The following is a 23,424-nucleotide window of genomic DNA, read 5'->3' on the forward strand; positions in this document are numbered from 1 at the left end:
CAGCCTCGTCTAAGCAGACTTGCGCACGCGGCCCACTGTTGTGATGTCCGGGGTTCGCCCGACGGTGGGCGCGGCGGTAGCCGACGGCCCGCCGATCGTCGCCGTGGACTGCCCGCTACGGCCGACTGTCGCGGCGACTTCCGCTCGTGAGGAAACGACCAGTTTCTTGAAGATTCGGGCCAGGTACGTCTCGACGGTCTTGTGGCTCAATTCCAGCCTTCTGGCGATCTGCTGATTGGTCCTTCCGTCGCTGACCAGGAGCGCGATCTCCATTTCCCGCCCGCTGAGGCTTTCCAGTTCGTCTTCGGACCTTCTCTCCGGACCGGTCGTCGCCTTGCCGTCCCAGACACACGAATCGACCACACGCGTACGGCCGGCGTTCCCCTCCGAAGGGGCCGGACCACGTCGCATGGGCCCCCGTGTGCCTTCCGGGGCCGCTCCGGCGATTCGCCCGAGATCAGCGGCAAGGGCCCGTAGGTAGTCATTACCGGTCCTGGTGGCCGCTTTCCCCGCACACGCGGCATGCCTCACGGCTCCGTCGAAATCGCCCATCCGCGATTGGAGACTCCCCAGGGCGACGGCGAAATGGGGAACCATGCTGTCGAGCTGGCGCTGTTCACATATCCTCAGGCCGCGCTCGTACTGTGCCATGGCCGCGGTGTACTCGCCGAGCTCCGTCTCGGTGTACGCCAGCCAATAAACGCCTTCGATGTCCACCTCGACGTCGGCGTCGGGCGAAGCGGTGAGGCTCCGGGCGGTGGTCGCGTACCGCCTGGCCTGCTCGTAATCACCTTCTCGACAGGCTGCCGCGGCCAGAACGGCGGCCACGTGACCGGCTCCGGCGCCGGACGGCTCCGGCCGTGTCTCGGTCAAGAGCTCGACGGCCTCCCGGTCCGCCTTGCCCGAACGCAGGGCGAGTACGACTTTCGCCCGGTAAACCGGGGCGGCGGACCGATCCGGCGGGGTGGCCGCCAGCAAGGCGTCCAGATCCGAGCCGGCATCGTCAAACCTGCCGGTCAGGTCGCGCACCCAGGCACGCCACCACATCGCCTCTCCCCGATGGGCCTCTTCCCGTCCGCCCTCCACCAGAGGGTCCAATACACGTGACGCCTCCAGGAACTTCCCGGCCAATGCCAACGCCTTGGCGAGAAGCAAACGGTGGTCAAGCTGGTGTTCGACGGACTGGACGTTCAGGTGTGCCGCGGCCTTCACCCAGGAGACCGCTTTCAGCGGGTCGGTCCACAAACACTCCCGCGCACCGTCCAGGAGTATTCTGGCACCCTCCTCGTCACCATTCACGACAGCGTGTTCCAGATGCCCGGCGACCTGCTCGACCGCTTCCCCACGGGCGATCAGGGCATCGGCGACCCTCGTGTGGGCTCCGAGCATCCACCCCGGTCCGGCCGAATGATAAGCCGTTGCCCGCAGCAGCCTGTTGGCGAATCTCAGTCGGCTCGATTGGCTTTCGACACGGATCACGTCTTCGGCGATCAACTCGTCGAGGGCCGCCCACACGTCGTCGTCGTCGAGTTGGGCCACTTCCTTGAGCAGTCCGGGCTCGAACGGATCGTCCAGCACAGCAGCAGACCTGGCAACCAACCAGCCGTTGGCGGAAAGCTCCCGGAAGTCACGCAGACAGTTGACGAACACGTCGGAAGGCAACTGCGGTGGCGGACCGCAGGACAGATACCGGGCCGTTCTCAACGAGACCAACGTCCGAAGCAGCCCGGGGTTGCCACCGGACTCGTCCAGAAGCTCCGCGCAACAAGAAGCGCTGAGGTCGCCGGGCAGCAAAGCCGCCGCGTCCCGTTCGGACAGCGGAGCGAGCAGGATACGCAGCGCCGTTCCGTTTCTCTCCGCGTTGGCGACCTGGCTGGGGAGCACCCCGTGGAACTGTCGCGGTCGTTGCGCGGTCATGATGAAGACGTTGCCGTCAGGGGGATGTCGCAGCAGGTGCGCGAGCAACGCCATCGACTTCTCATCGGCCCAATGCATGTCGTCGAGCAAGAGCAGCAGGTTTCCGAATCTGCCGACCGCGCTGATCAACTGACGGATGGCGTGCAACACGTGGTAGATCTGGCTCGGCCCCACCGGGGCGGCGAGTGAGGTCGTGCTGGCCAAAGCGGGGAAGACCCCACCCAGCCAGCGCACGTGCTCAGGTGGACAGTCGGCCACCAGTTCGGAACCGAAACGACTGATCAGTCCGTCCAGCGCTTCGGCGAAGACCCCGAACGGCACTCCTTGGGGCGGTGAAGCCGCGGACCCCGCTGCCACCTGCCAGCCCGCGTTCGTCGCGACCTTGGCGCAATCCTTCATCAACGCCGTCTTCTCGCTCCATCGGTCTCCGCTGATCTCGATCAGCCGGGCCTTTGGCGGTCCGCAGTTCAATAGGTGCTCGAATCGAGCAAGAGCCGCGGGGCGGCTTTGGGCGATTGGCTCGGACTTGAGCCCGGGACACGAACCGGGCAGCGCGCCGAGAATCATCAATGAAGCCCCTCCAGTAAGCTCAGCGCCACGGTCGCTGTTGTCCATAAACGACTGTAGGCAGCCGGGGAACAATTGACCTGAAAACGCTACGGGTGCGAGTGTCCCGCCCCAATACCCCACTCTTCGAAACGCAATTGAAGTGGAAGATGAATTACGTCCACCCTATTTTGGGACAACTTCAGGCTACGGTTTGGCCGAGAAACCTCACGCAAAAATTTGGGCGCGAACCACAGAGGCCGGACCCTCCCGAAGAACCAGCTTCACGAGCGAGCATTCCCCGAATCAAAGTTTTCTGAAAATAACTGCAACCAAATAGTAACCTCGCGTAGTGGCCCCGTCAAGATTTACGGTAAGATCCACCTTCCCCGGAAAAACTTCCCGCACACGAAAGCGATTCATTCAACTATCGAATTCCGTCTTGCCCGAAAGCAGCTGAGCTGCCTGTTCATCGGATATCCCGGCTATGCCCTCCAGCAGTTCCGCCAGATCATTGGCGCTCGCCCGGTCGAACTGATCGGCTTGAACCCGCTCGGCCAGTCCGGCGACGGTAAGCCCTCCGGCCAGCAACGCGGCCACCGGAACATCGACCCCGAAGTCGCTCCGGATGCGGACGGCGACTCGGGTGGCGAGAAGCGAGTGTCCTCCGAGTTCGAAGAAATCCCTGTTCACCGGGACTTCAGCCAGACCAAGAACTTCGCTCCACATTCCGGCGAGCCTGAGCTCGACCTGGTTGCGCGGCGCGATGTCCGTCTCCATGGCCGTTTGTCCGACGGGAACCGGCCGATCGGTCGGCCTGACCGTCTCCACTTTTCCCGCCGCTGTCCAACGCCCTTGCCAACCGGTGCGGTACAGCCTGGAGCCATGGGTCACCGGATCGGGCGGGAAGCGTTCCGCCGTCCGCGCGGGTCCGTTTGCGTATCCCCGTGGGACGGCTTCTCCTCCGATGCGGATCTCCCCTACCGCTCCGAGGGGAAGGAGACGTCCTTTCGTATCGAAGACATCCGCCCGCGCAACGATGGCCGGCTCCACCAGTTCGGCAGACGGCAGCACGGTCCGTACCCGATCCACCAGAGAAAACGGGAGGGGCTCGCGGCAGACGATTCGCCGGAGCATCCCGACGGAGGGGTCTGGAAAAGCCAGGAGCCTGTCCACCGAGTCGGCCGACCCGACCAAGGTGGTGACGCCATGCTCGACAATCAAGTCGAGAACCGAATCGCCTTCCCGCCGGAGAACGACGGTGGCACCGGCGCCGAGCAACCACATCAGTTCCACGACAGACGGCTGGGCGAGTACGACCTCTGTTGCCCCCAACGTGGGTAGCGCCGCCATCCGACTGACCGCAGCGGTGTGATCGAACAACAATCCCGACTCGTCCACCAGCGCGAGCGACCGCGGGGAGACCGCCGCTTCGACGCGCTTCGCGGAATAACCGGCCTGCGGCTCGGTATCAAGCCACACCTTGACGGCGTCACCCCACCGTTCTCCGGTCGCGCCCCCTCGAACGCCCAGCACAGCTTTCGGGCGAACCTCCGATGCCCCCAGTGCGACGCACGCCCCGGCTTTGAGTACCGCCAGAACCGCGACGACGCTCTCCACCACCATGGGCGTCTCCACCAGAACGGTGTCCTCCGGACCGACTCCGTAGTCGCGCAGCAGACGGGCGAGCCGATTGGCGTCGGCTTCCATGTCCCGATAGCTGAGGCTCCTGGTTCCCACCGTTACCGCGCAAGCGTCCGCTTCACGGACGGCCCGCTCCTCCACCCGTTCGTGCAGAAACCGTTGGGGAAGGCTCGCGGGAGGCTGAGAGAGCCCGCGCTCCTCGGTCGGGACGAACAGAGGAAGATCCGCCACGGGAACGTCCGGAAGGGTCGGCGCCGTGTCGAGCAGGTTCCGCAAGGCGTCGAGCAGCGCCTGGATCGACGCACTTTCAAAGAGTTCGGACATATAGACGACATGACCAGCGATCCTGCCGTCCTGATGCTCGGCCACCCTCAGATACAACTCGAACTGCGCCCCGGGAGCGGGGCGTTCGAACGGTTCGGCCCTCACATCCCCTACCTGCCATGGGTACATGGGCACGTTCTGCACAACGAGCACCACTCGGACCAACGGTGCTCGGAAGGAGGGCTTCTCCGGTCCGGCCAACCGCAGGATCTGCTCGAACGGCAGTCTCCGATGCGGGTAGGAGGACAGGGAGGCAGTGCGTGCCCGGTCAACCAGTTGCCCGAACGTCGGAGACCCAGACATGTCCAGGGCGGTCGGCACGACGTTGACGAACATCCCGATATGCTCCGCGGTAGCTGGATCCCGTCCGGTGGACGGAGTTCCGATCACCGGTTTGTCCTGTCCCGTCCACCGGGCCAGGACCGCGCCGAGCCCGGCGATCAGGACCATGAACGGCGTGGCGTCGTGCGCGGCCGCGTACGCCTTGAGCCGCTCGGTCTGCGCAAGGCTCAATCCGAACGGCAGCGAGTCGGCCTTCCACTTCGGCTCGGTCGGCATCGGGTGGTCGAGAGGCAGATCAACGGCCTGCGCCTCGTTGAGGTGCTCCCGCCAGAATCGCTCCGCCCCGACCGTGTCGGCCTGGGAAAGCGGACTGTCGGTAATGGCCGAGGCAGGACTCGGGAGGGCTGGCAGGGCTTCCTTCGAGACCAGCAGTCGGTAGCACGCGCCGAGTTCACTCAAAAGAAGACCCAATGACCACCCGTTGACGACGATGTGGTGGGCGCACACACCGAGGAACCAGTCGTCATCGGCGCCACGGATCAGGACAGCGCGCAGCAGTGGCCCTTCCTCCAGTTGAAACCGCTGTTCGGCCAGCTCGTCGATCACCGCGCGGACCGACAGGTCGGGCTCGGGCGTTCCCGATACGTCCACCTGGGTGGGTTCGAGCACGACCTCGTCCAGGACCTCGACGCCTATCCCTCCGTCCGCTCGGAGCCGGAACACCGAGCGCAATGCCTCGTGCCGGTCCACCAGGATGTTCAGGGACCTCCACAGCAGCAGCGGATCCAGTCCGCCGGTCAACCGCACGCCCCCCACCACATGACACGCTCCGCTGGCGCCGATCCTCTGGTCCAGCAGCCACATCCACTGCTGGGCCCGGGTCGCCCCGACCCGCCCTGGAGGCTCCTGCCGCGGTGGTCCGCTCGTCTTGGGCAGCGTGTTCACACAATGGTCGAGGCCGCAAAGCGTCATGCCGTCGAGGAGCTGGTCCACAGGAACCTCGACACCGAACGAATCCCGCACGGCACCCGCCAGTCGGACCGCTGTGAGCGAGTCGAGGCCGTTGGCCACCAGTGAGGTGTCCGCCCCGACCTTGCCGGGGCTCACCCCGAGCACCGCGCCGACGGTGTCGGCAAGATCGGGGTTCCGCAGCCTCACCAGCGGGCGGGGACGCTCCACCGTCGGACTTGCCGAAACCGTCGGCAGACTGCGCTCCATCCACCGGTGACGGCAGGAACCACGCCGGATCTTCCCACTGGTGGTGCGCGGGATGGCGCCGCGCCGGACGAGGACGACGTCGTGCAGCGCAAGACCGTGTTCTGCGACGACAGCCTCGCGGACGGCCTCGACGACGGCTTCGGCCTTCTCAGGGCGAAATCCCCGGACAACCTCGTGCACGAGCACCACTTGCTCGGACACACCGTCATCCACCGAGAAGGCGGCCCCTCCCGATGGACGCAGATCCGGATGGGCACGTTCGGCCGTGTGCTCCAAATCGTGCGGGTAGTGGTTACGGCCGCGCACGATCATCAGATCCTTGTTCCGGCCGGTGACGAACAGCTCTCCGGCCAACACGAAACCCTGATCTCCTGTACGGAGAAAAGCGCGCTCGCCATGACCGGGCGACCTGGCGCCGAAAACCCTTTCGGTTTCCTCAGGACGCCCCCAATACCCGGCGGTCACCCCCCGGCCGCTGACCCAGATCTCGCCCACCGTCCCGGGTTCGCATTCTTCCCCTTCCTCTCCGACGACGATCAGAAGGTCATCGGAGCGAGGCCGGCCACAGCTGGTCAAAGCCACCGATTTTCCGGACGCATCGATCCCCGTAACGGCACGCCCCGACGCGAGTTCCTCCCGGCCGACCTCGATGACGGCGGGAGGCGATTCGCGGCCGGCATTTCCGGAGACGAACAACGTGGCCTCAGCGAGTCCGTAGCACGGAACGAACGCCGACCGCCGGAAACCGGATGGCGCGAATGCCTCCACGAATTCCGCCATCGTGCTCGCCCGAACAGGTTCGGCACCGGTCAGCGCATGGCGCCAATTACTGAGGTCCAACGAGGCCCGCTGCTCGGGATCAATCCGTCGTGCGCATTCCAGGTACGCGAAGTCCGGCGCGACCGATGCTGTGGCGCGCGTCCGGCTGATCGCGGCCAACCAGACCATCGGCTTGCGAAGAAACGTCATAGGGGCGAGCAGCGTAGAGGGGTAGCCCGCGTAGACCGGTTGGAGGATAGCGCCCACGAGCCCCATATCATGATAGGGCGGCAGCCAGCTCACGCATCGGCTGTCAGGATCGGCTCCGATCACGTCCCTGATGACGGCGGAGTTGTGGATGAGGTTGGCGTGCCGGACCATCACGCCTTTCGGCGCTCCGGTCGTCCCAGACGTGTATTGCAGAAAAGCCAGGTCCTCACTCCCCGGCGCCTGCCCGGACCAGTCATCGGCGGCCTCGTCCGGCACCTCATCGGTGACCAGGGTGGCCAGTTGGGCTATCGCGGCGGCGGAGTCGGGCCTGGACCGTATTGCCGTCAGACTCGCCCGGTCGCCGAGGGCCACGGTGACGCCCGCGTCACCGCTGACCGCGATCATGCCGGGAAGCCCTCGCTGCCCAGTAGGCAGATAGACGGGTACGGCGATCACTCGGGCGTACAGGCAGCCGAAGAACCCGACGATGTAATCGATTCCCGGCGAGTACAGCAGCAAGGCACGCTGCCCCGCCCGGCCGAGCCCTGCCGCGACCGCCCTGGCCCTCATGTCCAATTCGCCGTAGGTGATCGAGCGGGTGGCCCCGTTCGCCTCGAGGAACTCGAAGGCCAGCCGTGCCGGCGTGTTCGCGGCACGTTCACGCAGTACGTTGACGATGGTTTGGTGGGTCGTGGAAGAAAAAATCACGCTTGGCACTCCTCCAACCGATTGAACCGGTGAAGCCACATGATCAGTCCCTCGCTATGGGAAAGTGATCGGATTCCAGGCGCTCACCCAAAACCGCGCGTCGTCCTCTCGACGCGCACCCCTGTCAGGGCCATTCGTTTGACAGTGGAATCCGTGTTCCGACACCGGTCTCCCCGGACCTTCAGGGCAAAAAATTTCTTGCCCCAGGGACGATCTTCTTATCCGCTCACGAACCGGCCCTTCTCGTGCGATCGGTCAGAGTTCGCTTTGCGCCATGCCGGCCGCGGCTGCCCCTTTCTCCCACTTGCGCACAAACCGACCACGGTGGAGTTCACCTTCGTCCCGAGGCGGGGCGCCCCCGCCAGGAGAAGCGGACAGGCACCGCCGTACCGGCCCGTGGAATCGGCGATCGCGTTCATCCACGCATTCCACCCCGATCGTTCGTGACCGGAGAACACGCTGCGACGAACGCCGCGAACACCTCTTCGCCTTTCGCGATCTCGGGGTGCCACTGCACCCCGAGGACGAATCGCGCTTCCGGATCCTCCAGCGCCTCGATCAGACCGTCCCCGGTGTGGCCGGTCGGCGTCATCTTGCCGGGGTCCGCGACCCCCTGATGGTGATGGGAGTTGACCGAGGCACGCTCGCCGAAGAGGTCCGCGGCACGACTTCCGACAACGAATCGAACCTCGTGCTCCCCCATTTCCCCTTCCCGTGGGCAATGCTCTTCGTTCCCCAAGGAATCCGGTAGGTGCTGGTACAGGCTTCCCCCTGTCGCGACCGCAAGCAGCTGCATGCCGCGGCAGATGCCGAGGACCGGTGTCCCCTTGGCCAAAGCCGCTCTGAGCAGGAGTAGTTCTGTGGCGTCTCGTTGCGGACGAGCCCGGTCGGTGGCACTGTGCCGGGGGCTGCCATAGAGCGCGGGGTCGATGTCGGCACCGCTCGGCAGCAACAACCCGTCAAGGTGGTCGAGGATGTCGGCCTCGACGGCGCCTGGCGGTAGAACCACCGCTTGAGCGCCATTATCCGTGACCCCTTGGACGTAAGAGTGCTGGATGAGGGTCGCCTGGGAGTCCCAGATATCCCAACGAGCCGACTCACAATAGCCGGCGATACCGATCACGGGTTGACGTGTACCGCGATTCATCACGACCTTGAAACCTGCTCTCGACCGCTTCGGATATCCGGCCAACCGGGCAACCCCGGGTTGTCGGAGTTGTCATGGCCGGCGGTGACGGCCTCGGTGTACAGAGAAGCCGCATCACTCAGCACCGGTGAGTCCGGTTCGAAGGTGAAGCCGTACCCGGGACGCCCGCGCAACCGGGCAACACGCGCCGACAACGCGGACGGGTGTCCGGTGTCACGGACCGCGTCCGCAAAGATGTCCGCGAGTTCCGGCAAGTCGTCCACCGTGATACCGCGGTAGGTCGGCTCGTTCAGACCGACACGGACTCCGGCCTCCACGAAACCGGGCAGACCTGTCATGAAGTTCACCCGGATACCGGCTTGGAACAGGCGGTGGCTTGCCACCTTTGCCGCGATACCTTCCGCTGCCGTGTCCAACCACAACTGATGCCCTGCCGAACATCCACGATCGGCGGCGACCACGGGGATTCCGCGCTCGACCAACAGCCGGCCGAACCGCCGGGTGTTGTCGGCGACCGCGCGCGCGTACTGCTCACCACCGAAATCACGGAATTCCAATAGCGCCATACCGAGACTTATGGTGGTGGCGAAATGGTGGCTGCTGATCAGATAGTCCTGGGTCTGCTCGACCCGTTCGGCGACCTTGGGACTCCGTGTCAGGAAGACCGCCTTCTGCGGCCCGGGAAAGGTCTTGTGGGTGGAGCCGCCGAAACTGTCGGCGCCGCAGTCCAAGGGGTTGGCGTACACACCGCCGAGGACCAGACCGAACCAGTGGCTCGCGTTGACGTGTACCAGTGTTTCGGGACTGGCAGTGCGAACCGTCCGCACGAGGCTTGGGATGTCCACCGGGAAAAGGCAATGGGACTGATCGACGTAGACCAGGGAAGGGCGTTTCTCAGCCAACAACTGGGCCGCGTGCTCCAGGTCCAGGCAATGCGGGTCGGGTCCGCTGAGGCAGTTGACGCCTAAACCCATCCGTTCGGCGATCAAACCGGTCGCGTAGTGGCCGCCGTTCTCCGGCGAGATCGTCATCACCGTCGAACCGGGCGAGCCGCCCAGCGAGGCCAAGACCAATGCCATCGCGCTCAGTCCGCTCAGCGGCCGAACCGACACGTGCCCGGCCTTTCCCAACTGGGCCAGCAACGGCACGGTCAGACTCGTCTCCAACTCCCACAGGTTCTGTCCCCCGCGAAAGTTCCAGCGGTCCGGGTTCCCCTGCTCGTTGAAGAAATACCGGTGATAGGCATCGGTGAGCATGGGCAGTTTCGCCAGACCGGACATGGCGTTCTCGGACGGCACCATGTTCAGGACGTGAGAGGCCGCCCGCTCATTGGCCACGAGCATTCGCAGAACGTCTTCCACGGTGAGATCCGGTTTCTGCATCCCTGCCTCCTTGGGTTCGTTCACTGGTTCTCCTGCCGGGCCCGGATCAGAGCTCCGGCAACCATCACCTGACCGAGTGAGATCCCGCCGTCGTTGCACGGCACCAACCGGTGGCCGTACGCGTGGAAACCGGCTCGACGCAGCTTCACAAGGCAGTTCACCGCCAAGAACTCGTTGAGGAAAACGCCACCGGAGAGCACGACCTGCCGGATTCCCCGGGCAGCGCGAAGTGCGAGGCACCGGTTGACGACCAGCCCGACCACTCCTGAGTGGAATCTGCGACTGATCACCGAAAGCGTTTCGCCGGCCGCGAGGTCCACCGCGATCTGTCGAACCACCGGGCGCGGGTCAACCTCCACACCGTCGGCCCGCGGGACATGATCGAACGAATAAGACTCGGTCAAGGCGAGGTCTCGATCCAGCAGTCCTTCCAGCTCTATCGGCCCTTGCGCCTCGTATTCGGCCCGGGTGCAAAGACCCAGCAACGCGGCGACTCCGTCGAACAAGCGCCCCATACTGGATGTCGGTGGCGCGTTGACCCCTTTGCGGATCATCGTGGTGAAAACATGCCTCTCCCGCTGCGACAGGTCACGGAGGGCCGGGAAAGCGGCGCACGCGGCCTCCGAGGTGCGGAAAGCGTCCAACGCAAGGGCGAAACCGGTCCGGACCGGTTCGCGCACCGCCTTGTCGCCTCCCAACAACGGCAGGTACCGCAACCGGGAAACTCGATCGACACGCTCGAAATCACCGAGCAGGAACTCGCCGCCCCAGATCGTTCCGTCCCCTCCATAACCCGCACCGTCGAAGACGACTCCAAGCGTGGTTCCCGACAACCGGTTCTCCGCCATGCAGGCGGCCATGTGCGCATGGTGATGTTGCACCGGCAGCACCTCGGCCACGTCCTGTTCCACGGCCGTCCTGGTGGCTCTGAACGACGGGTGGGAGTCGCAGGCTATGTACCGTGGCTGCAATTCGTGCAACGCGGCCACGTGGGAGGCGGTCGTCTGATGTGAGGAGAAGGTGGCGTCGTTCTTCAGGTCTCCGATGTGCTGGCTGATGAACACCGATTTCCCGTCGGCCACCGCCACGGTGGTCTTCAATTCCGCCCCTAGTGCGACCACCGGCTCCTGGGAATCGTCCACGCGCACCGGATAGGGCGCGTACCCTCTGGACCTTCGCAGGAAACTGACCAACGGTTCGTCGAGTTCCGGGTGGACCGAACAGCGCACCACGGAGTCGTTGACCCTGATCTGGATGTCCCGGTCGTGGTGGAGTACGAGGTCGGCGACGGAGAACAGCCGGGCAAGGGCTTCGTGGTTGCGGTACTCGATGGGGTGACCGGAGGCGTTTCCGCTCGTCATCACCAGCAGGTCCGGGCCAGGGGGTAGCAACAGCAGGTGGTGCAACGGTGTGGAGGGCAGCATCACCCCGAGACTGGGATTGCGCGGCGCCACCTCTTCGGGGATCGCGCCCGGTATCTTTCGCAGCAGGACGATCGGGCGCGCAGGTGCGATGAGCAGCTCCGCCTCGGCCGGGCCCCACTCGGCGAAGCCCGAGACGCCTGCGAGGTCCGCGGCAAGCAGGGCGAACGGTTTGGAGTCGCGTCGCTTGGCACGCCGCAGCCGTAGCACCGCGTCCCGGTCGCGTGCGTTGACTGCGAGGTGAAAACCACCAACGCTTTTCACTGCGACGATCCGACCGTTGGCCAACGCGTCGCTGGCCAGCCGAAGCGCGTCCTCGCCTTCGGCGAAATCACCTGTCGGCCCAGCGAGCGTCAACCTTGGGCCACAGGCAGGGCAGGCATTCGGCTGGGCGTGGTACCGCCGGTCGCCCGGGTCGGTGTACTCCTTTGCGCAGTCGGGGCACATCGCGAACCGGGCCATGGTCGTCTGCGCGCGGTCGTAGGGCAACTTCTGGATGAGGGAGTACCTCGGACCGCAGTGGGTGCAATTGGTGAACGGATAACGGTAACGGCGGTCGGCCGGATCAAGGACCTCCTGGAGGCAATCCCCGCACACGTGCGAATCCGGCGCGACGAATGTCCGTGCCCGCACGGTGCGAACGCTTTTCCTGATCTCAAATCCGGTCGGCGCTGTCGCGGTGTTGACCGGGACAGCTGTCTCGAGCGAAATACGATCGACGCGCGCCAACAATGGAGCTTGTTCGGTCAACGCGGCAAGAAATTTTTTGAGGACCGGAACGAAACCGTTCACTTCGATCCTGACGCCAAGGGTGTCGTTGAGCACCCAACCCGTCAACCCCATCGCGGTGGCCGTCCGGTAGACGAAGGGCCGGTACCCTACTCCTTGGACGACCCCGTTGACCTCGATCGACCAACGCTCGACAGGCGCTCCCGGATCCGCTTCAGCAGGATGACGGATGTTCTGATGCCGCATGTGTCCCATCCGCTCAGCACAGTCGCGGCAGTTCGGCGCCCTGCAATTCCTCGAGTATCCGAATATGGCCGTCCCGGTCCCGCATTCGCACGGCTGACTCGGTGTCATCCGCCACCTCACCGACGACGACCGCTCGGCGACCATATGGATGGCTATGAAGTGCGGCGAGGACGCGTTCCACCGCTCCTGGATCGAGGAAGAGGCACACGCAGCCCTCGTTCGCGGTGTTCAGGGGGTCGATACCCAGCATGTCGCACGCCATTTTGACCTCCGGGTCAACCGGTAGCGCCTGTTCATCGATTCGCAGCCCGGCTCCCAGCGCTTTGGCGTACTCATGCAGAACCGCCGCCAGGCCACCACGGGTCACGTCCCGAACGGACCTCACGGCGCCGTCCTCGACTGACTCGAACGCTTCGGTGATCAGACCGTTGAGTGGGGCGCAATCGCTGGATACCCGACTCTCGAAGCCGAGGCCTTCACGAACAGACAGCAAATGCACGGTGTGATTGCCGATCGGTCCGCTCAACACGATTTGATCGCCCGCTCGCACGTCGGTCATCCGCAAAGGCGTCCGCTCGAACACACCGATCCCGGTCGTGTTGAGGTAGATCTGGTCCGCTTCTCCCGGACGGACGACCTTGGTGTCGCCTGCCACTATCAGCACACCGGCCTGACGTGCGGTCTCCCGGATCGACTCGAGCACCCGGGTCAGTGCCGCGACCGGAAGACCGGCTTCAATGATCATGCCGAGCGTGAGGTACTTCGGGGTGGCGCCTATTACAGCCAGGTCGTTGACCGTCCCACAGACCGCGATCTTTCCGACATCCCCGTTTCCGAAAAACGGCGGGTCCACCACGAACGAGTCGGTGGTCATCGCCAATTGTCCGGCCGCGACGGAGAGGACGGCGCTGTCTTCCATCTGTCCGATATAGACATCGCCGAGCACAGCCACGACGTACTCGACCAGCTCACGGCTGAGCCGGGCTCCGGTCCCGTGGTCGAGCACGATCTGCCGGCCTGCGAAAGAACGTGTTCCTGTCAGCACGCGGTTCCCGTCCATCGGTGCGTCGGATACATGATCGGTACGGGTCAGGGGGTGACGAAGACCTTGCGCGGCAGCCCGCCTTCGACATCCAACGTCCGAAGGATCTCGTCGGATTCGGCGACCGTGGCGCAGTAGCCGTCCAACCAGTCCAGTGCCCTGATCCGGTCTTTGTCCCGGGCCGAGACCACGCAGTCACTGGGCACCCAGACGTTGTAACCGCGGAAGAAGGCATCCGCGGCGGTGGTCTGGACACAGATCTGCCCCTGCATCCCGGTCACGATGACGGTGTCCACGCCAAGCGACTGCAGGCGCTCGTGAAGGTCGGTCTCGAAAAATCCGCTGTCCTTGTTCTTTTCGACGAGGATGTCGGACTCGTCGAGGAAAACGGGCAGGATCTCGACTCCCTGAGTACCGCGTTGCGCCGGCAATCTGCCCTCGTAGCGTTCGGCGATGGGATCATCCGGCAGGTTGACGAGCTGAAGATGCAGTACGTGGTGTCCACGACGGCGGATCTCGTTGAGGAATCGCGAGAAACTCGGAGTCGCCTCCTCGATCGCTCTGATCCGTTCTTCGTTCTTGTTCACCAGGTCGTACTGCAAATCGTTGGTGAGCACTGCGACCTTGCCCATGAGGACTCCCACCCTTGATACGGCGATGCGCGACGTTTCGTACAACACGTTGGCATCGGCCAGATGCATTCAGTAGTCGGGCGAAACCCTGACAGACGCTACGATCTCAGTCGAATACTCGTCTGTGCTGCTGCGCGGCCAACTCGCCGAGCAACGCTATGTAGTCGGTCGCCAATTGTTCGGCTCTGGCGTGGGTGAACCTGTTCGCCCGGTAACGGAGCAGTACGAACGCGTCTTGATCATCGTGCCTCAACCGCAGGCTCAACGGACGCAGCACGTATTGGCGGGGCGGGTTGACGCGTTCAACTCGAAGGCCGAGGGCCTTCTCCACGATTTCCGGTTCGCGCTCCGCCGTGAACTGGACCTGGGCCATTCGCTCCATCAAGTCGGTTCCGTCGAGGTGGGGGGCCAACAAGTGCGGTGGCAGGTCATTGTGGAGGAAATCGCGGACGACCTGATCGTGGGTCCTCCGGATCAGTTCGTCCCAGGTCGGGTTCGCGGACAGGTTGACGCGCACGATCACGTCATTGGAGAAGTCCGCGACCAGGTCGCGAAGTTCGGTGCGGTCCCGATAGGAGATCGGTGCGTTCACACCAATGTCTTGTTGTCCGGAGTTCCTGGCCAACAAGACAGCGAACGCGACAAGCCCCACTGTGTAGAGCGTCGTGTGCCGTTTCTTCGCCGTCTTCCACAGCTCGGCGAACAGAGAACAGCCGACAGGCATATTCACCATGCCGCCGAGCTGCGCCTCTTCCGGTGTCTCGTCCCCCGGCTCGACATCGGTGGGCAATTCCGCCGGCAGCGCGCCTGCCATCCGCTCGGACCAGTAGGCAGTCAGCTCGGCCCCCCGCGCACCGGCAAGGCGTCGGGCGTGCCACGACGCGAAATCGGACCACTGGACCGACAGCGCGGGCAGCACCGGCTCGGTTCCGCTTACAACAGCGCCGTAGCACACCGCCAGGTCCCGGACCAATACCTCCAGAGTCCTGGCATCGGCGATGATGTGATGGACGAGAAGGAGTGCGATGTGGTCGTCGTCGGCCAACCGGAGCAATCGCAACCGGGCCAGGGGACGCTGATCGAGCGGGAACCGCCGGTCAACTTCCTGTCAACTGATCTCATCACACTCCGCCAGGCCAGACACACGGGTAACCTCGATCGGGACCCTCAGCCGATCCGCGATCACTTGTGTCAACTGGCCGTGCTCCATGCAGAGCGCGGTCCGCAACGTCTCGTGTCGGGCGATCACCATGTTCCACGCGTCCGTCAATTTTCCCACGTCGAGCTGGCCGCGCAAACGCAATCCGCTGATAATGGCCAGGGCCGGACCGGGCCGCCGTTCGATCCCTTGCCACATCCCTTGTTGGGACACGGCCGCGGGGAACCGGGATTCCCCCGGCTGGCGGGGAAGCGACGGGATCCGCTCGGCCCTGCCTCTCCGCGAGCGCAACAGCTCGGCCTCAAGTTCCCCTCGCTTTGCGAAGTCCGAGGCGTCCACCCGTGACGTGCTCATGCTCGTTCCTCCGTTCGCGCCGGCGACAGGCCGTCGGCGAACAAGGCGATCAGCTCCGGAGGAGCGTCGATGAAACTGTGGTGGTTCCCGCCCAAGAGCCGGAAGGTGGTCTTTCCGGTTTCCGACCACCCGCCCATGAGTTGGTGCGGAACCTCGACGTCCTGGTCCCATCCGATCGACGTGATCGGGCAGGCCACCCTTGCCGGTCGCTCGACGCGGTATGCCCTGTGCACCTCGATGTCGGAGAGCAGCACGTCAAGGGTCAACGAAACCATGTCCGCCCGTGGTTCACCACCGAGCCTCGTGAGCAGGCCCCGTACTTCCTCGGCGAGTTCGTGGGGAGCCATCGACAGGAACCGGCCGTATGGCCCGTCGTGAGGCGCGACTTGCGACGAGACGAACAATCGGGCCGGCGTGGAGGCACCGTTGCGGGCCGTCCGCAGGACGGCTTCATAAGCGAGCAGAGCCGAGCTGCAATGACCGAAGAACCCGAACGGACGGTCCAGGTAAGGCGTCAAAGCATCGACCATCTCCTCTGCGAGGGCATCGAACGAGGAGAAGTTCGGCTCTCGCAACCGGTTCTCCCTCCCGGGCAGCTGGACCGCGCACAGTTCCACCTCGTCGTCCTCGCCGATGAACCTCGGCCAATGCCGGTACATGCTCGCACCGCATCCCGAATAGGGAAGACAGAACAGACGGGCAGCCACCCACTCGGAGGGCTGGCTCAGGAGCCATCGGGTGGACCGAACCGACTTCGGCCGCATAGTCATCGCCTCCTGGCAACCAATGGGAGATGTTTGATGCCGGCGATGAAGTTCGAGCGCAAGTGCTCGCTCTCCCCTGCCGGTTCGAAATTCGAAAAGGACTGGTCCAGCTCGTCGAACAGCACTCTCAGGGAAAGTCTGGCGACCGAATGGCCGACGCAGTAGTGCGCACCGCTGCCGAACGCGATGTGTCTGTTGCCCTTGCGGGAGGGGTCGAATGTGTACGGCGCTTCGAACACCTCTTCGTCCCGATTGGCCGAACCGATCCAAACGACGATCGCGTCGCCGGCACGAATGCGGCGGCCCGCCATTTCCAGATCGCTCTGAGCATGCCTCATGAAGTGATTCGCCGGTGACGACCAGCGCAACGCCTCCTCGATGGCCGGATCGTCGATCCCCGGCCCGGCCAGCATCCGCGTCAGTACGTCCGTGCCGGCGAGTTCCGCCAGCATCGCGGTGGGCACGTACGGTGTGGTCACCAGGGCCCCCAGCAGCAGGCTGTAGCAGTTGGCGACCACCTCGCCCGGGGCCGCCGCGCGGCCGTTGACCTCCATTCCCAGCAGCAGACCGATCAGGTCGTCGCGCTGTGGTTTTCGACGGCGGTCCCGGATGGTGTCGGAGAAATAGGCGAACAACTCTCGATGCGCGCGAACCAGAGTGCTCCCAGGATCGCCGTCCACCGTGTACTCGGGGTCGTCTGGGGCAACCGCCATCAGGGACAACCGGGAAATCTCAGGGTAATCGGCCTCGGGCAACCCGAGCAGCGAACCAGCGGCGGCCACGGGCAGCCCGCCGATCGCGTCCGCGAAGTCGAAGGGTTCCTGGCTTCTGGCAGGGAGCAGCAAACGCCGAACGTGGGCGGTGAGATCGTCCCGGAGCCGATCGATCGACCGCATGGCCAACGCCCTGCGCAACGGCTCGCGCATCTGTCGGTGTCGTGGCGGGTCGGTGGCCACCAGCTGCCGACCGGCAGCCGGATCAGACTTGCCCAGCAGATTGAGCAGGGTACCGCGTTCGGAGGTGAACGTGGCCGAATCGCGCAGTACCCGGATGCCCAGCTCGTGTGTGGTCACCGACCAGAACCCGGGACCGCGGTCCGTCTCCTGCCAGCGCACAGGCTCACGCAGTCGCATCTCGCGCCACACCGGGTGCGGGTCGCCGTGCGCGTACAGTGAGGGATCGGCCAGGTTGACCCTGTCGAGATCGATCTCCCCGGCATGTGGCGGGCAAGCCATCCTCATGGTGTTCCCCCGTTCTTTCCGGCCGGTGACGCATCAAACGAATCGATCAGCTCGGCCAGCTCCAGCACGGTGGGTCGGAGATAGAACGTCCGTGCCGACACTTGGATCCCGCGGTCGCTCTGGAGCCGATCAAGAAACTCCGCAGCGGTCAGGGAATGTCCTCCGAGTTCGAAGAAGTCGTCCTCGACTCCGACCTGTTCGATCTCGAACAGCTCGGCCCATAGCTCACACAGATACCGCTGGACGAATCCGACCGGAGGTACATACGGATTTGGCGACGGTCGGGAAAGGGAATCGTCTGGTGGGCGCAGCGCTGCTCGATCCACCTTTCCGGCAGTCGTGAGCGGCACCTGATCGATTACGACCAGCTTGGACGGGACCAGATGCTCCGGCAACCGTTCGCGCAGCCATATTCGTACCCGACCGGCCAGATCCCCCTGGCCTTCATCCTCGGCGACCAGGTAGCCAACGAGTTCTTTGCCGTTCCGCGCAGGAAACGCGACCACCACGCACCCCGCCACGGCGGGATTCTGGTTCAACACGTTTTCGACCTCACCGGGCTCCACCCTGTAGCCGTTCACCTTGACCTGATGGTCCAGGCGGCCCAAGTAGTCCAGCTGTCCGTCCGGCCTGGCGCGGACCATGTCTCCCGTCCGGTAGAGCCTGGAACCGGGATGCCTGCCGGTAGGGTCCGGTACGAATCGATTCGCGGTCCTCGCGGGATCGCCCAGATAACCGCGGGCCAGCCCCGATCCACCGGCGTACAGCTCTCCGGCGATCCCCGGAGGAACCGTCTGAAGGTCCGGGTCGAGTACCAGGACTCGTGACCCCCTGATCGGTACACCGATAGGCAACGGCGCATCCGGGTCGACAGATCGGATCCTCGCGCAAGTCGTGAAAGTGGTGTTCTCGGTCGGTCCGTAGCCGTTGGTGAACTCGATGTCCGGATAGGCCTCCAGCAGACGGGCCGCGGCAGACGGGTCCACCACGTCGCCTCCGACGAGCAGGTGGCGTACCCCGGCCAGATCCGGTAGATGTGCGACGACAAACCGATGGAACAAGCCGGAGGTCAACCACAGCACCGTGACGCCCTCATCGCGTATGGTCGCGCCGAGTCGGCTCAGATCCGGGCGGCCGGGCGGGAACAACACGAGCCGGCCACCGTTGCACAACGGCGCCCAGAGCTCCAGTGTGGACGCGTCGAAAGCGATCGGCGCGGCTTGCAAGAACACGTCGTTGCGCTGGAAGTCGGCCCAGTCCGGGCGACGTACCAGCCGTGTCACCGCCGAATGCGGAACAGCGACTGCCTTCGGCACCCCGGTAGATCCGGATGTGTAGCTGACGTACGCGAGGTTTCCCGGTGCCCCGACGAACTCCGCACCGGGAGCGCGGGCGGACGGCTCCAGTGGCACGACGTCGGCTCCCGACTCGGCGAGCCGCGAAATCAGCGCGCGATCGGACAGGACGACCCGAACCCCCGCCTGCCTGATGAGAGCGGCCAGCCGTTCGGGAGGCGACTCCGGGTCAAGTGCGAGGTAGGCGGCCCCCGCGTTGAGCACGGAGAGCAGTCCGGCCACCAACCGCGGCGACCGTTCGGCCAGGACGCCCACTACCTCCTCTTCGCGTACCCCTCGCTCTCTCAGCCGCTGGGCCAGCCCTTCGGCCTGTTCGGTCAACTCCTGAAATGTAAGGGAACCGTCGGCCTCAGAAGTCACGGCGACCGCCTCTGGCGTACGCGTGGCCCATTCCCCGACCATGTGGTGCAGGCACCCGTGCGAGAGCGATGAGTCGTTTTCATCGGGGACCCCGGGGGGTCCGGTGAAAGGAATGGTCGCTACCGGCTGCTCAGCCGGGGCAAGGGCGGCTTGACCGACCAGACCGGCCGTGAGCTCCACATCCGGCCGGCTCATGGTCGCGGACCTCAGGGCGGGGCCTGTCACCAGTTCCACGCCGTCCACTACGGCCCCGTCCGCCTCCGGCAATCCCTCGGCCAGGTCCCCGAGCGTGGTGAGCGGCGTGAACGCGACCGTGATGCTGCCAGTAGCCCAGCGGACCGGCACATGGTCGCTCCCTGTGCGCCGGTGCATCACCGCCACAAACGCGGCGAGTATTTCACGGAATGGCAGATCCGCTGCGGCCGGCGCCAACCGGACTGGTTCCACACCCATCCACCTCATTCTTCGACGATCCGTCGCATTACCAGCCAAGCCGTTTCCGCGACGGTGTCATTCATATAGAGGTCCCGAACGGTCAGTTCGACATCGAATTCGTCAAGGATCCTGGCGGTCAGGCGAACGGCGATCAAGGACTGGCCTCCCAGCTCGAAGAAACCGTCGTGCACGCCTACACGGTCGGCGTCGAGCAATTCGGCCCACATAGAAGCGATTTCCCGCTCGAACGGAGTTCGTGGCGCCACATAGCCGTTCGGGGAATTAGTCTGCCCTGCCTTTTCACCGGCCAATCGGCCATAGTCGATCCCGCCCGACGACAACCGGGGCAGCTCTTCGAGTTCGACGAATCTTTCCGGGACTTTCCCATCGGGGAGTCGCTCCGCGGCAAGATCGAGCAGCCTTCCCCCATCGAATCGGGTGTCTGGTTCCGGCACCACGAAGGCGACGAGCGTCGATTCCTGAATGACGACGGCAGCGGCCTCGACCCCGGGGAGTTCGGCGACGACCCGTTGCGTCTCGACCGGGTCCGCCTGTCGGCCCCCGGTGGCAGCCTCCCGCTCGGAGGGAGCCGAACCTCCGGCACGGATGGCTCTTCGGCCTCGAACCGGTTCGGGCAACGGGATCCGGGAGAGGCGCAGGCTCGGATCTGACGCAACCGTGTCCAGCACGGTCAGCAGGCTCGCGGCCATCCGTTCCGCTGTGGACCGATCGAACAAATCCGTGCGGTACTCCAATCGGGCGGGATAATCGCCCGCCCCGGGTTCGATGTCGAACAACAGGTCCGCCTTGGCCGTGCCGGTGTCCACGTCCAACTGCTCGAACACCAGGCCGGCTGCTCGCAGAACCGGACGCCCCATGTTCTGGAGCGCGAGGATCACCCGTGCGGGGTCGGCGTCGCTCCTCTGCGCTCGTGCCAGTTCGAGTACCCGGTCGAATGGCATCTCCTGATGGTCGAAGTCGCCCGTGCAATTGTGTTTGACCTGTTCGAGCAGGTCACCGAAGGACGCCTCTACGGCCACGGCTGTTCGCACTACCGTCGGGTTGACGAAGCAGCCGATCAAGGATTCGAGTTCGGGCCGGATCCGGCCGGCCATCGGAGTGGTGACGGCGACATCCCGCTGACCGCTGCAACGTGCCAGCACAACGTTCAGACCGGCCAGGATCACCATGAACAGGGTGGCCCTTCGACGTCGGCCCAGTTCCTGGAGCCGGGTGATGAGAGCGGCGGGCATCACAAACCGGTGAACCGCACCCCGACCGCTGGGAACCGCCGGACGCGGCCGGTCCGCGGGCAGTTCCAACGGGGCCAGCCCTGCGAGGCGATCGGTCCAGTAGCCGTTCAACCGGGCGAGGTGGGCACCGCTGAGCAGGTTCCGCTGCCACACGGCGAAGTCCGCGTACTGGATCGGTTGCTCCGGGAATTCGAGCGGCATGCCACTGAGCAGTGCCTCGTATTGGGCGGCCAACTCGTCCAACAGCAAGGTCGAGGACACTCCGTCAGTGATGATGTGGTGCATCACCAAGAGGGCCACGTGTGCTTCCTGGCCCAACCGCAGCAGGCTGAGCCGGAGCAGGGGTCCTTCCCCGAGGTCGAAAAGCCGACCCGCTTCGGCCTTGACCGCTTGTGACAGGTCTGTCGGGCGTATCCGCGAAACCGGAACGGTCAGCGGACGGTGCCGCCGGATGATCTGGACCGGCGCCCCGTCCCTCAGCTCGAAAACCGTCCGCAAGACCTCGTGCCGGTCCACCACAAGATTGAGCGCGGCCTCCAGGACGGCCGTGTCCAGCGGACCGCTCAGCCGCAGTATCCCGGTGACGTTGTAGGTCGGTAGATCGGGGTCGATCTGGTGCTGCAACCACAGGCTCTGTTGAGCGAACGACGTCTGGACCGCCAGTGCGTTGACTGCGCCATCGGACACGGGCCTCTCCTCCCTCTGGCCTCCGAGCGACCGGGCTCGCGGTCAGGCTTCAAGAGGATGGTCGGCCAACGCGCGCGAAGCACGGTAGTCGGTGCTCTTCCCGACTACCGTGCCTCGCGCCTCGCGCCTCGCACTGTGTCGCGGTCGCGGTAGGCCACCCGGTCGAAAGCCGGGGCCGACCTCCCGTCGATCCTCTGCGTTTGCGGTGCTCGCGCTGTTCACGGGACTCAGCGATCGTCGCTTCGGTGGCGCAGCGCCTCGGATGCTCCCGCTTGGCCCGGCTGGAGCGGGCCTTGCCTCCCAGCCCCCGGGCTCCGGGCGGGCCCGGGGCCGCCCCTTCGGCAGACCTCCCCGACCGCCCGGGAAACACGTCCGCGCGGCCCGGCGGAGGCGTTCCCTCGGCACCGGCAGACCCCTCGCGCCGCACGGCAATCGCAGGCCTCCATCCCGCCCCGCATGGGGCAGACCCCCGCCACGCGGCGTCGGCGGCCCCGTGACGAGGGAGAAGAGCATCCTTTGTGACCCTTGACACTCTGCGCCCGACAAACATAACCTCCCATCTAGTTGTCTAGACACATTGCGTTAACAATGTCCTGCTTCACCCCGACGGAGGACCTATGGCATCCCTGAAGGAAGCCCGTTACGAACTGGTCGAGATCCCGGAGCGCTTCGGCCCGGTCACCCTCGACGTCAACCGGCAGAAAGTCCTGGACTACGCCTACGCACAGCGCGACTTCGGCGACTGGTACTTCCACGGGTCCCCGTTCGGCGGACCGATCGGGCACCCCCTCGTGCTCGCCAACGACCTGCTGTTCCTCTTCTACCAAGGCTACGACGGCAACACCGCCCAGGGGCTGCACACCCACGAGACACTGCGCTTCCACTCCCCGGCGGCGGTGGGCGAGACGGTGACCGTCGAGGGCGGCTACACCGAGAAGTACGAAGCCCGGGGCCAGGGCTACGTCACCCTTGAGGCCACGGCGCGCGGCGCCGACGGCCGTGTGCTCGTCGAGCACACGGGCAAGGAGATCATGCGTACCGTCGCCGGCGACGTCGTCGGCAAGGGCCGCTCGGCCGGGGCGGCACGCAAGCGCTCGGTGCAGGCACTCGTTGACGGGAGCGTCCCCGCGATCACCGTCGCCGCCCACAACGTTCCCGTGCGTGCGGGGATCCCCGCACGGACCGTCTCCTTCACCCAGGACCAGATGTCGCTGTTCTCCTGGGCCGGCAAGGGCTACTCCAACGTGCACACCAGCCCGGAGAAAGCCGCCGCGAGCGGCCTCGACCGCACCATCGTGCAAGCCCAGCAGCAGACCGGGCACATCATCGCCAACCTCGTGGACGTCTTCGGAGCAAGCTGGTTCACCAGCGGCGAGCTGGACCTGCGCTTCGTCTCCCCCGCCTACGTCGGTGACGTGCTCACCACCACCGGTGCGGTCCTCGGCGAGACGGACGGCCGCCTCGAACTCGAAGTATGGGTCGAAAACGGCCAGGGCACGAAAACCGCCGTCGGCTGGGCCTCAGCCGCGATCGACGAGGACACGGCGCGCCCTGTCCAACTGATCTGACCGGCTCGTTCCGGCCATCCCTCAGACGCCAGAGGAACCAA

12 protein-coding genes and 1 pseudogene are annotated in these 23,424 nt (G+C 65.1%); 1 reads left to right on the forward strand and 12 read right to left on the reverse strand.

The features are described 5' to 3' along the window. Positions 1 to 9: 9 nt before the first annotated feature. The 12 genes and pseudogenes from AC0VYP_RS14090 to AC0VYP_RS14145 form a co-directional block, all read right to left on the reverse strand. Positions 10 to 2,484 (reverse strand): ATP-binding protein, encoded by a 2,475-nt coding sequence (locus tag AC0VYP_RS14090; RefSeq protein ID WP_475470081.1) that lies wholly within the window; start codon positions 2,482 to 2,484, stop codon positions 10 to 12. Positions 2,485 to 2,886: 402 nt separating this feature from the next. Further along, complete coding sequence (locus AC0VYP_RS14095) at positions 2,887 to 7,608, reverse strand: AMP-binding protein (protein ID WP_475470082.1); 4,722 nt, start codon at positions 7,606 to 7,608, stop codon at positions 2,887 to 2,889. Between the two features lie 415 nt (positions 7,609 to 8,023). After that, the gene (locus AC0VYP_RS14100) at positions 8,024 to 8,755 is read right to left on the reverse strand and encodes a gamma-glutamyl-gamma-aminobutyrate hydrolase family protein (RefSeq protein WP_475470084.1); all 732 of its coding nucleotides are present in this window, start codon (positions 8,753 to 8,755) and stop codon (positions 8,024 to 8,026) included. Further along, positions 8,755 to 10,161, reverse strand: a complete 1,407-nt coding sequence (locus tag AC0VYP_RS14105) for a PLP-dependent aminotransferase family protein (protein ID WP_475470085.1) — start codon at positions 10,159 to 10,161, stop codon at positions 8,755 to 8,757. The genes AC0VYP_RS14100 and AC0VYP_RS14105 overlap by 1 nt, the downstream gene beginning before the upstream one ends. Further along, the gene (gene hypF / locus AC0VYP_RS14110) at positions 10,158 to 12,533 is read right to left on the reverse strand and encodes a carbamoyltransferase HypF (RefSeq protein WP_475470086.1); all 2,376 of its coding nucleotides are present in this window, start codon (positions 12,531 to 12,533) and stop codon (positions 10,158 to 10,160) included. Before hypF ends, AC0VYP_RS14105 begins: the two co-directional genes overlap by 4 nt. A gap of 13 nt (positions 12,534 to 12,546) precedes the next feature. Next, positions 12,547 to 13,578 carry a hydrogenase expression/formation protein HypE gene (hypE, locus tag AC0VYP_RS14115; RefSeq protein ID WP_475470088.1) on the reverse strand — a complete coding sequence of 344 codons (1,032 nt, stop codon included), beginning with the start codon at positions 13,576 to 13,578 and terminating at the stop codon, positions 12,547 to 12,549. 44 nt (positions 13,579 to 13,622) lie between these two features. Next, positions 13,623 to 14,207: a cysteine hydrolase family protein gene (locus tag AC0VYP_RS14120; RefSeq protein WP_285761700.1), complete on the reverse strand. Its 585-nt coding sequence runs from the start codon at positions 14,205 to 14,207 to the stop codon at positions 13,623 to 13,625. 106 nt (positions 14,208 to 14,313) lie between these two features. Continuing rightward, positions 14,314 to 15,720 (reverse strand): annotated as a pseudogene (locus AC0VYP_RS14125) (condensation domain-containing protein). Then, positions 15,717 to 16,490, reverse strand: coding sequence for a thioesterase II family protein (locus AC0VYP_RS14130; RefSeq protein WP_285761702.1), 774 nt, complete (start codon positions 16,488 to 16,490; stop codon positions 15,717 to 15,719). The pseudogene AC0VYP_RS14125 and the gene AC0VYP_RS14130 overlap by 4 nt, the downstream one beginning before the upstream one ends. Continuing rightward, positions 16,487 to 17,719, reverse strand: coding sequence for a cytochrome P450 (locus tag AC0VYP_RS14135; protein ID WP_475470089.1), 1,233 nt, complete (start codon positions 17,717 to 17,719; stop codon positions 16,487 to 16,489). Before AC0VYP_RS14135 ends, AC0VYP_RS14130 begins: the two co-directional genes overlap by 4 nt. A 2-nt stretch (positions 17,720 to 17,721) precedes the next feature. Beyond that, a complete protein-coding gene (locus AC0VYP_RS14140; protein WP_285761704.1) occupies positions 17,722 to 19,785 on the reverse strand; it encodes a non-ribosomal peptide synthetase in 2,064 nt (687 codons plus the stop codon). A gap of 113 nt (positions 19,786 to 19,898) precedes the next feature. After that, positions 19,899 to 21,815, reverse strand: a complete 1,917-nt coding sequence (locus AC0VYP_RS14145; RefSeq protein ID WP_475470091.1) for a condensation domain-containing protein — start codon at positions 21,813 to 21,815, stop codon at positions 19,899 to 19,901. Positions 21,816 to 22,432: 617 nt separating this feature from the next. Between AC0VYP_RS14145 and AC0VYP_RS14150 the strand changes: the two genes are divergently transcribed. Further along, positions 22,433 to 23,383 (forward strand): MaoC family dehydratase, encoded by a 951-nt coding sequence (locus tag AC0VYP_RS14150; RefSeq protein ID WP_475470093.1) that lies wholly within the window; start codon positions 22,433 to 22,435, stop codon positions 23,381 to 23,383. Positions 23,384 to 23,424: the final 41 nt, after the last annotated feature.

The organism is Nocardiopsis sp. iso_186, assembly GCF_056173365.1.